Below are 6646 nucleotides of genomic sequence, written 5' to 3'. Positions count from 1 at the left end.
CATCGTCTCAAAGGGCAGTTACACAGTTCAAATTACAGACTCGGAGTGAACACGACAGGCGGGATGCTCCCGCCCTACGCGGTACGCGCGCTATCCGCGCCGCGCATAGCCGATGGATCGTTGCAGGATCAGCACGAACAGCACGGCAATGAAGGCGGCATACGCGTACTGCCCCCTCGCCACGCCGACGCCGTAGGGAAACCAGATGCCCGGGATGCCCAAGGCGCTGACTTCCGTCGCGAACAGGCCGATGCCGACCAGCACCGCGGCGAGCGCCGCCAGGCAGGTGGACGGTTTCGGCGACCGCCGCAGGCCCCGGCCGATGATCCACAGATACAGCGCGGCATAGGCCAGGCGCACGCTCGCGGTCACGCCATGGGCCACCGCCTTGAGGCCGTGCGGCGCGCCCGCCATGAACCACGGTTGGCGGACGCACACGAACACCACATAGACCACGGCAAGCACGCCGACTGCGCGGCCCAGCCACGCGGGTCTGTCCAGGCGGAACCAGTCGCGCCACGCCAGCGTCCACGCCGCCAGGCTGAGCGGCGTGAGCACGATGACTATCGCGGCGACCCAGCCGAGGCTCAGCCAGTCCGTCCAGAAGAACAGCGCCTGCTTGACCCGCAGCAGGGCCAGGATGATCAGCGCCGCCGCCAGCCAGCGGTAGGCGTCGCCCGTGCGGCATGCCATCAGCGCGACGACCATCAGTGCGAGCACGACGAAGGCGAACGGCTCGACCGCATCCGCCACGTAGCCCGTGAACGTCTTCAGCCATTGCGCCTGATGCAGCAGAGCGATGCCGTCCGCATGGCCAAGGGTCGGCGCGACATGGATGCCGCCGCTGTCCGCGCCCGCGTACATGGGGTCCATCCACACGCGAAACGCGATGACGTAGGTTGACGTGCCTGCCGACGGCGCGGACGACAGCGGAAATACGCTGGGCCGCACGCCGTACACCGTCGGCACCGTTCCCGTGAACCCACCCGAGCCGCCCAGCAGTTTGCCGTCCACGTAGAGCTGGTAAGCCGAATCGACCAGGGTCGGCCCCGCCAGCGCGAGTGGGATGCCCTCGTCGCTGTCGACGGCAACCTTGATCCGGTACCACGCGAAACCGGTGTATCCCGCGTGGCCGCGCCGGCTCCATCCGGAGACGTAGCCCGGCAGCCCGACATCGTCGTCGTGCGCGCCGGGTGCGGGCGTGAGGTCGACGGTTTCCCACGCGCTGTCGTCGAAGTCCGGCGATGACCAGCGGGGACCGTCGCCGACATGGAACCGCCACGGTCCGTTCAACGGGGCGGTCGAGTGACCGAGGGCGATGCGCACGCCCTCGGCGGGCTCGGCCGACACCAGCGGGCTTCCAATCATCAGGGCCGCCAACAGATAGAGGGAAAACAGTAGCCCCGAGCGTCGCATCGCATCACTCTCCGATGAACCCGCTGGTCCGGATGGACGAGGACGACCATCCGGGCATGAGAGGTATCCGCTGACGAGGTCATCCGGCATCTCCGCAGCGAGCCTAGCGGAACGAGGCCGGGTTCGCGTTCCCAGTAATTGCTGGCTGAGTCGGGTGCGGCTTCCGTGGATATGAAGTCGCGTCTGTCCCGGATGCACACGAACGCGAACAGCAGCGCCAGCGGAATGGTCAACGCGACGATCAAGCCCGCGCGCAGATCGAACAGGAAGAACACCAGCGCCGCCGTAACGAGCAGCATGCCAGCCAGGATATTGTGCTCGATCACCTGGTGGTTTCGTCGATCAGGTGGCTCAAGTCGTAGAACGGATGGATCTTGACGTCGCGCGGCAGGATGTCCTGATTGAGTTCGCGCGTCTTGGCCTCGATCGCACGCAGCACGTCCAGCGTCTTCTCACCGGTGCGCAGCAGGATCACGCCCTCCACCGCGTCGTTCTGGTCCATGTAACCGAATTCGCCGAGCCGCGGCGCGATGCCGAGCGTCACCTTGCCGGGCAACGGCTTCGCGCCCTCGCCCAGGGAATTCGAGGCCGGATCGCTTGTGTGCACCGATCCGACATCGTCGCCGAACACGTTCGCGTTCACCCACACGCGCGACAGGTCCGCGATGGTGAAGCATGGCGTGCTGCCGGCCTGCAACAACTGCCCGGGCGAGATATTCTTTTCCACCACCGTGCCTGCGATCGGCGCGCGGATCACGCCGTCCACGCGGGGCGCGTCCTTGCCGGCGCGCAACGTTGAAAGCGCCCGCGGATCGATGTCCAGCGCGACCAGTGCCTGCAAGGCGGCAGCTCGATCGGCCTCCGCGGCGACGGCATCGGTCTGCGCCTGTTCGGCTTCGCGCTGCGAAATCGCGTGGTGCGCCTGCATATCGGCGTCGTTATCCGCTATGCGGCGCGCGTTCGTCGCCGTCACCGCGGCCTTGCGGTACGCGCCGGGCGCCGCGGCGAAATCCGGTGAAGTCACGGTGGCCAGCGGCTGTCCGCGTTCGACCGGGTCGCCTTGCGCCACCAGCAGCCTGGCCACCGGCGGGGCGGACCCCGAGCACACGCAGGAGGCACGCTCCCCTGAAAGCCGGCGCCGGCTCGATGATTGGCGGCTTCGCGGCGCGCGCCGCTCGGGGCCCGCGGGGCGCCCCGCGTCCTAGCGCACGTGCAGCCAGTGCACGTGGACGCCCTTGGCGCGGTCTTCCTCGCGGCAGCCTTCGCGGGTGTCGGCGACGATGGCCCAGAAGGTGCGCGCGTTCTTGCCGAAGTGGCGCACCACGCGCACGTGCTCGTCGCGGCGCAGCGGGAACAGCGTCTCCAGCACCATCGTCTTGTCGCGCTGCCACACCAGCACGGCAGGACGCGCGGTGACGCCGGCCCAGCCGACGAACAGTTCCACGTGCTGCGGCGCGTGGTTGCCGCGGTTGTCCAGCTTCCATTCTTCCGTGTTGCGCAACAGTGATTTCAGTTGCGGATCGTTCCAGTCGATCTGGTAGGCGGCCGACTTGTGATGGGTCATACGGACGGGCTTGCGACGGCATGGGGGCGACCGGCGCGCGGACGCGGCAGATTGCGGAGGACGCCGCCTCGGCGGAGATGGCGGGGGGTGCGGCGGCGAATATCGGCTGGCATGCGCGCTCCGGGTTTCCGGTCGAACGGGTCGCCTTGTCCGGCTATCGGCCGCTTGGGAAATTTCTTTAGAGGCGCCGCCCCATCCAGCGCTCGCCCGGCCTGATCGACGAACTGCGTCTCCCGTGCGGCCGGCGCTGCTCGGCCCCGGCGAGCACCTGCTGTGCGACATCGGCCTGCGCGCGCTGGGTTACGAAGTGGCCGACTACGTGGCCGGCGAGCGCGCGGCGCCCATGTTCCTGCGCAGGCGCGCCCGATGCCTGCCGTCCCTGCGGACGTGCGCCGGGACGGCGGCTGCATCCCCGGCTTCCAGCCGCTCTCGGCGACGAGGCGCTTCGGGGCCTCGGCGCGGACGCCTCCTTCCTCGGCGAGATGGCCGTTCCTCGGCGGCTGGATGGCGCCGCGCGAAGTGGGATAAGGTCGGCGTATGGCCGCGCCGGCGCGGCCCGAGCGGAGACGCGCATGCTGGTGGTGGAAACCGAGCGCCTGACCCTGCGGCGCTTCGGCTACGAGGATGCGGCTTTCGTCCTCGAGCTGCTGAACGATCCCTCCTTCATCGAGAACATCGCCGACAAGGGCGTGCGCACGCTGGACGATGCGCGCGCCTACCTCGCCGACGGCCCCATCGCCAGCTACACGCGCCACGGCTTCGGCCTGTGGCGCGTCGGCCTGAAGGGCGACGACACGCCGATCGGCATGTGCGGCCTGCTGAAGCGCGACGCGCTGGACGATCCCGACATCGGCTACGCCTTCCTGCCGCGCTACGTCGGCCGCGGCTACGCCTACGAGGCCGCCGCGGCGACGATGGCGCTGGCGCGCGGCACCTTCGGCCTGCGCCGCGTCGTCGCCATCGTCAACGCGACCAACGCGCGCTCGATCGGCCTGCTCGGCAAGCTCGGCTTCGCCTTCGAGCGTGAGGTGTCGCTGCCACACCTCGAAGCGCCGATTCCGCTGTACGCAGCGCCCTTGTAGCCGGCAGGATGGACTACGCGCTGGTCGCAGACGCGATGTGCGGACGCACGCGAAATTCGGCGCGGGCGGTCAGTGCGCGGGATCGCGTTCGGAGCGCCAATGACCCGGCCGGTGGCGATCCCAGCGGCGTTCCGCGGGGATGCGCAGCTGTCTGCGCTTCCGGGCGCGCTGGTAGGGATCTTCGTATCCGGATGCGGCCGGAATAGCGGCGATGGGTCGAGTGTCGTCGTCGGCCGGGGGCGAGGGATCGACCTGGTTGGACGACGATGTATCGGAAGGCGTAGGCATGAGCTTGGCACTCTTGCAGGGGGGCGCCGTCGCGGGCAGCAGGTGACGAGCGGAGCTCAAGGATGATTGCGCGGTGGAGGCGAGATGCCCGACGTGCCGTGGCGCAAGGCGACGGCGGCATCGCATTGCCATCGGACCATTCCAGTCATCGCGCGGTGGGATGCCGCCTTCGCTGGCTTCGCCGTGACGAGAACCCGTGCCGGAGCGCGGCGGGATATCGCTACATCCCCGGACAGGCCCGGATGGCCTCGCGGTCTCGCGCCGATGCGCAGCCGGAAGATCGAGGCATGCGCCATTCCATGGACTTTCGAACGGGGGAGGAATCTCTGCCGGCTTCTGTCGCCGGCCGGGTTGCGGAGCGCGACCTTCCAACCTCCCGAGTACGAGCGCAGTGTGCGCCTGTTGTTGTTACGTGCGTGGTAACCGTCCAGTGACGAGCGGACGGACCGCGTTGCTGTGCCGGGGCGTCGGCGCCGTACGGAGAACGTTTTGAAGGCATCGTTGCGGAGGCGTAGAGTGGGCAGGCCATGCAGACCGCGACCCTGTTTCAGAGCGAAACGCTGCGCGTGATCGATTTCCGCTGCGACGCCGGGCCGGACACGCGCCCGTATCCGGAGCAGCACGCGGATTTCTCCATCTCCTACGTGCGTCGCGGCAGTTTCGGCTACCGCAGCCGCGGACGCGCCTGCGAGCTGGTGGCCGGATCGGTGCTGGTCGGCCGCCGCGGCGACGAATTCACCTGCACCCACGACCATCATTCGTGCGGCGACGAATGCCTGTCGTTCCGCTTCGCGCCGGCCGCGGTCGAGGCGATCGGCGATCGCGAGGCGATCTGGCGCGCCGGCGGCGTGCCGCCGCTGCCCGAGCTGGTGGTGCTGGGCGAGCTGGCGCAGTCCGCGGTCGAGGGCGCGAGCGACGTCGGCCTCGACGAGATCGGGCTGGCGCTGGCCGGGCGGTTGGTCGGCGCGCTGTCCGGCCGGCCGCGCGCGCCGGCGGCGGTGTCGGCGCGCGACCGCCGCCGCGCCGTGCGCGCGGCGCTGTGGATCGACGCGCACGCCGAGCAGCCGATCGGACTCGAGGACGCCGCGCGCGAGGCAGGGCTGAGCCCGTACCACTTCCTGCGCGTGTTCGCCAACGTGGTCGGCGCGACGCCGCACCAGTACCTCGTGCGCGCGCGCCTGCGCCGCGCGGCGCGCCTGCTGTCCGACGACGCGCGCCCGGTCACCGACGTGGCCTACGAGGTCGGCTTCGGCGACGTCTCCAACTTCGTGCGCACCTTCCATCGCGCGGCCGGCGTCTCGCCGCGGCGCTTCCGCCAGGCGGCGCGCGGCGAGCGCAAGTTTTTCCAAGAGCGCCTGGCCGCGCCGCGCCTAGGATGACCTCCAGTTCAGGAGGTCATCATGTACGACCACATCGGCCTGAAAGTGAAAGACCTGGGCGCCAGCGTGCGCTTCTACACCGCCGCGCTGGCAGGGCTCGGCTTCGAACTGTGCACGCAGGGCGACGGTTACGCCGGCTTCGGCCCGCCGGGCGAACCGGCGCTGTGGTTGTACGCCGCGAAGACGGCGAAGGGCAGCGGCACGCACGTCGCCTTCCGCGCGTCGAGCCGCACGGCGGTCGACCGTTTCCACGTCGCCGGCCTGAAGGCGGGCGGCAGCGACAACGGCGCGCCCGGCGTGCGCGGCGACTACGGCCCGACCTACTACGCCGCCTTCCTGCTCGATCCCGACGGCCACAACGTCGAGGCGGTGTGCATGCGCTGAGCGTGCGCGGTGCTGCGGGTCGCCTGCGCGCAGGCGACCTTGCCGGGCATCCGGCGCCACGGCCCCGCCGCTCAGGCCAGCATGAAGTCGGTGTACTGGAAGCGGCCGTCGCGCAGCACGGATTCGCCGCGTTCCAGCCGCGGCGGCGCGCGGAACAGCGGGCCGTCGTAGCTGAGCGTGTGGAACTCGCCGCGCTCGCCGCAGGGGTCGACGCCGGCGGGCAGCTCGTCCAGCAGCGCGGCGTCGTAGTCGCGGCCGCTGAAGGAGGCGTCGAGCTGGGTGGTGTCGACGCAGGTCAGCACCGCACGGTGGCCGCGCGCGACGAACTGCCGCGCCAGCCTGGCGGTGTCCTCGCCCCACAACGGATAGACGCCCCGCCAGCCGAGGCGGTGCAGCAGCGCCTCGCGCCAGGCGCGCACGTCGTCGAGGAACAGATCGCCGAAGGCGATGTGCCGCAGCGAGGGCGCGCCGATCCGCGCCTCCGCCAGCGCGCGCGCGAAGGCGGCTTCGTAGTCCTCGTTCGACGACGGCCA

General features: G+C 70.1%; 8 protein-coding genes. 3 read left to right on the top strand and 5 right to left on the bottom strand.

Annotated features, from left to right (window positions below):
- Window positions 1–90: 90 nt before the first annotated feature.
- From MBSD_RS13845 to MBSD_RS13835, 4 genes are all read right to left on the bottom strand, one after another.
- Window positions 91–1350: a hypothetical protein gene (locus MBSD_RS13845; RefSeq protein WP_062537887.1), complete on the bottom strand. Its 1260-nt coding sequence runs from the start codon at window positions 1348–1350 to the stop codon at window positions 91–93.
- A 17-nt stretch (window positions 1351–1367) separates the two neighbouring features.
- Window positions 1368–1742: a hypothetical protein gene (locus MBSD_RS15255; RefSeq protein ID WP_062537886.1), complete on the bottom strand. Its 375-nt coding sequence runs from the start codon at window positions 1740–1742 to the stop codon at window positions 1368–1370.
- A complete protein-coding gene (locus tag MBSD_RS13840) occupies window positions 1739–2500 on the bottom strand; it encodes an efflux RND transporter periplasmic adaptor subunit (RefSeq protein WP_062537885.1) in 762 nt (253 codons plus the stop codon). The genes MBSD_RS15255 and MBSD_RS13840 overlap by 4 nt, the downstream gene beginning before the upstream one ends.
- A gap of 117 nt (window positions 2501–2617) precedes the next feature.
- Window positions 2618–2980: a hypothetical protein gene (locus MBSD_RS13835; RefSeq protein WP_062537884.1), complete on the bottom strand. Its 363-nt coding sequence runs from the start codon at window positions 2978–2980 to the stop codon at window positions 2618–2620.
- 572 nt (window positions 2981–3552) lie between these two features.
- Between MBSD_RS13835 and MBSD_RS13830 the strand changes: the two genes are divergently transcribed.
- The 3 genes from MBSD_RS13830 (at window position 3553) to MBSD_RS13820 (ending at window position 6113) form a co-directional block, all read left to right on the top strand.
- Window positions 3553–4062: a GNAT family N-acetyltransferase gene (locus MBSD_RS13830; protein WP_062537883.1), complete on the top strand. Its 510-nt coding sequence runs from the start codon at window positions 3553–3555 to the stop codon at window positions 4060–4062.
- 815 nt (window positions 4063–4877) lie between these two features.
- Window positions 4878–5729: a helix-turn-helix transcriptional regulator gene (locus tag MBSD_RS13825; protein ID WP_062537882.1), complete on the top strand. Its 852-nt coding sequence runs from the start codon at window positions 4878–4880 to the stop codon at window positions 5727–5729.
- A 21-nt stretch (window positions 5730–5750) separates the two neighbouring features.
- The gene (locus MBSD_RS13820) at window positions 5751–6113 is read left to right on the top strand and encodes a VOC family protein (RefSeq protein WP_062537881.1); all 363 of its coding nucleotides are present in this window, start codon (window positions 5751–5753) and stop codon (window positions 6111–6113) included.
- A 71-nt stretch (window positions 6114–6184) separates the two neighbouring features.
- Here the strand turns inward: MBSD_RS13820 and MBSD_RS13815 are convergent.
- Window positions 6185–6646: Dph6-related ATP pyrophosphatase (locus MBSD_RS13815; protein ID WP_484502476.1), on the bottom strand; the 462-nt coding region annotated here is incomplete at its 5' end.

It is taken from the genome of Mizugakiibacter sediminis, assembly GCF_000953855.2.
Taxonomy (GTDB): domain Bacteria; phylum Pseudomonadota; class Gammaproteobacteria; order Xanthomonadales; family Rhodanobacteraceae; genus Mizugakiibacter; species Mizugakiibacter sediminis.
Note: the sequence above shows the minus strand (reverse complement) of the source record. Positions and strands in the feature narration are given on the sequence as shown.